Source organism: Salipiger sp. (assembly GCF_059781815.1).
On record NZ_JBYNAH010000132.1, the window covers coordinates 1 to 3,237 of the forward strand.

2 protein-coding genes are annotated in these 3,237 nt (G+C 57.2%); one reads left to right on the forward strand and one right to left on the reverse strand.

Annotated features, from left to right (window positions below):
* Positions 1-107: 107 nt before the first annotated feature.
* Positions 108-809, reverse strand: a complete 702-nt coding sequence (locus tag AC6RA4_RS15470) for an IS6 family transposase (protein WP_500161798.1) — start codon at positions 807-809, stop codon at positions 108-110.
* An 859-nt stretch (positions 810-1,668) separates the two neighbouring features.
* On the opposite strand from AC6RA4_RS15470, the gene AC6RA4_RS15475 reads away from it, so the two are divergent.
* Positions 1,669-3,237: hypothetical protein (locus AC6RA4_RS15475; protein ID WP_500161800.1), on the forward strand; the 1,569-nt coding region annotated here is incomplete at its 3' end.

A 3,237-nucleotide genomic window follows, 5' to 3' on the forward strand; every position in this document is an offset into this window, starting at 1 on the left:
GACTCTTGCACGTAATCGGCGCCACGCACCGCCTTTTCGAGGCTCGGCGCAAACCGGTGTTGTCACTTTAACTGCAGGGGTGGCTGGCAAGGCCGTGAATGACGGTTTCATGCGTTGCTGGCGGCTAGTTTCCACATGCGGAGAGCTTCCATCCGGTGGTAGCGAATGGTCAGGGCGGCGCGTCGGCGAGCTGGAACGTAGAAACAATTGCGGACGGCGGAATGGATGGACACGAAGCGTTGCAGGCCGCCTGGAGAGCGATGACCCTGCATCACGCGCTCCCGCTTTCGGAACGGCAAATGGCTGTTCTCGGCACGATTGTTGAGCCCCTTATGCGACCAGTGATCCAGATCGGGCAGGAGTTCGCGCTTGGCCGCGCCATATGAGCGGAGCTTGTCCGTGATAATCCGCTTGGGAACAGATCCCGTGCGTTTCTTCAACTTGCGCAAAAGCCGTTTGGCGGCTAATTTGTCCCGCCGGGACTGGAGGATCTCGTCCAGAACAACGCCGCGTTGATCAACAGCGCGCCAGAGCCAGAACGTCCTGCCGGAAATCTTCACCACGACTTCGTCAAGATGCCAGATGTCGCCGAGGCGGCGCTCGTATCGCCGCAGGTTCCTCGCGATCTGCGGCCCGAATTTGGCCGTCCAGCGCCGAGCCGTTTCATAGAAGACGTCGATGCCACGTTCGAGCAGCATCTCCTCGACCTCCCGTAGGCTCAGATTGAACCGGACGTACAGCCAGACCGCGTGGGCAATGATCGAAGGCGGGAACCGGTGCCGCTTGTAGCTGATGGAAGGTGTCTGCATCGCTGTGACCTACGTAGCAAACAGCAAGCAGGCAATCGCTAACCTGTTAACGTGACAACTCCGTCGCGGGAGATTGGGCGCGGCTCGATGTGTTCCGGTTTAGCGCGATGGGTCGGATGGTGCGCTCGACGGTGTTGATATCGGGCAGGCTGTTGGTGGCGCTTCGGTTCCGCGGTCTGTTCTTCCATCTGTCATGGTAAACTGGTGCTGCGGGACAGGGGCGTTGGAGTGCGAAGACCGGGCCGAGACCGATGTCGCGCGCACCACTCCTGTTCTCACGCCAGTTCCGGACCGGCTCAGCCGTACCTGAGTCATTCTGGCTGAGTGCCTGACACAAAAATGAAGTTGCAAATCATCTGGCATCATACAAAAGTAGTAAAGGGCTAATCCGATAATAAAATCGCCACACCCATAGGCAACATATCTCGAGCAGCTGAATCCAATTCGGGAGGGGGCAGCAGTGAGGGTGCCTGGATCTTCGTGAGATTTGCGAACTGTTGTAGAGATATTGCTCAACTGAGCTCGGACCTGCTGGGTCGGCTGAACGGTTCTGCAACGTCTCAAGCGATACCGATGTCGCGGAATTGTCAATTCACGCTTATTCCTACGCATCCACAACCATATTGCGCCCAGGTTGGGCATCAGCCCAAAAACGCGCCTCGCAACAGCGCTTTTTCCCAATGCGTTCAGAGTCATCATATACTCGCGGAACCCACACCTTGATTGAGGTGTGGGCGCCGCGACCCACCGCCGCGGCGTGCACCCTGCGTTTTCCGCCCATTTGAATTTGTAGCAGTTCGGGCACCCCGGCTTTCGCCAATCGCTTCAAACAATTGATGCGAATTCAGGGAGCTTGATTATGGCCATTATTTCCAATGATCCGACCGTCCTTACCATCACCGACGAAACCGATGGCCTGCAGAATCTTGCGGATACACCCGGTGATAATGACAATGACGTCGACCCGACGTTGAATGCCACGATCGCAGCTTACTTTGGCTTTCTGGACGACACCGCACTTGCCGGAGCTGGCAGCCTTCTTGATGCCTCTCTCAGTGGGTATGATGGCGCCAACAGCGGCGAAACCGTGATAGATGTCGAGGCTTCTGCCGTCGGCACCTTCGGGTCTGGTGACATGCAACTCGCGATCACCGGCGGAGACGGAGAAGGGACGGATAGCGGGCTGAGCACCGGAGGCACGTCGATCTTCTTGTACTCGCTGGTCCTTTCAACGGGTGAGAAGGTCATCGTCGGGCGGGTTGGCACCGAAGCCGGAGACACTGACACCGCAAACTCGTTGGGCGATATTGCCTTTGTCGTGCGACTCGTCGAGCAAACGAACCTTGACGGTGACATTACCGGCGCAAAGCTGGCGGTCGGGCAGTTCATGAGCCTCGACAACCCAAGTCCCGGCGACGGCACGCTAGGTACCCATGATGAACTCACCCCAAATCTTTCAGGACTGATCGGTGTATCGGTCGAGCAGGAACTGTCCTTTGAATCCGCCGGTGTACCGCCGACCGCGCAGCTGTTTGTGATGTTCACAGACGAGCAATCCGGCAACAATGGCATCATTGTGACCGGAAAGAACCCGGCCAATCAATCCGAAGACGGTATCACCTGGAACGAGGGGGACACCGTGAATACAAGCGCCGCCGACCAGACAGTGGGCGATAAGGAGATCAAGACCACCGTGGGCAGCAACGCCCAGATGATCAAGTCCGGCGACGGGGTCTGGTATTCTTTGGCTTCAATGATCGATCCGACCTACGCCGTGCCGCTTGCAACCAGTGGCACGAACCGCGAGGAAAGCAATATTCGATATGGCGGTACCTATCTGGCCGAGACAGTAGATATTTCACTTACCCAGTTGCAGTCTGGCACGTCGGCCCAACTGCTGATTACGGGTATCGATTCAGTGAACTTTGACGACGATGCAGGTGATGCGCAGGCGGCTTCAGACTACGTCGACGACCTGAGCCTCGATCTCGCAGACGTGGAGGGTGCACGAACGCAGGTCAAAGATGTGGTTGCTGTGCACGTTTTTGGGCGGATCCCAGGCAAGGGTCAGAACCCACCGACGGATGTCGATGTGACCTTCGATCTCTCCAGTTGGGTGAATGGGCAGAGCGATACCATGGGCTCGATCACAGTTACCTTGGCTGACGGTTCCGCACTCGTTGAGGGTTTGATCGCGGGCTTCACGGTCGAGACGACTTTCGAAGAAGCCGTCGATCGCGTTCTCTATGAAAATGGTGCTCCACTGGAGAAGACGAAAGGTGCAAAGGACGAAGCTGAATTTGATCTCGGTGGCTTCCGGGTCATCGACACGAATACGGAAACTGTTGATGTCGGATATTCAGTTGCGTTCTCGGATGATGGTCCGGATGTCGAGGCGAAGACCGGGGTGGCAGCGCTTGGAGCGGTG

What these genes read in the sequence shown, in the direction of transcription:
- AC6RA4_RS15470 (WP_500161798.1), bottom strand. Translation starts at nt 809, where the DNA reads ATGCAGACACCTTCCATCAGCTACAAGCGGCACCGGTTCCCGCCTTCG.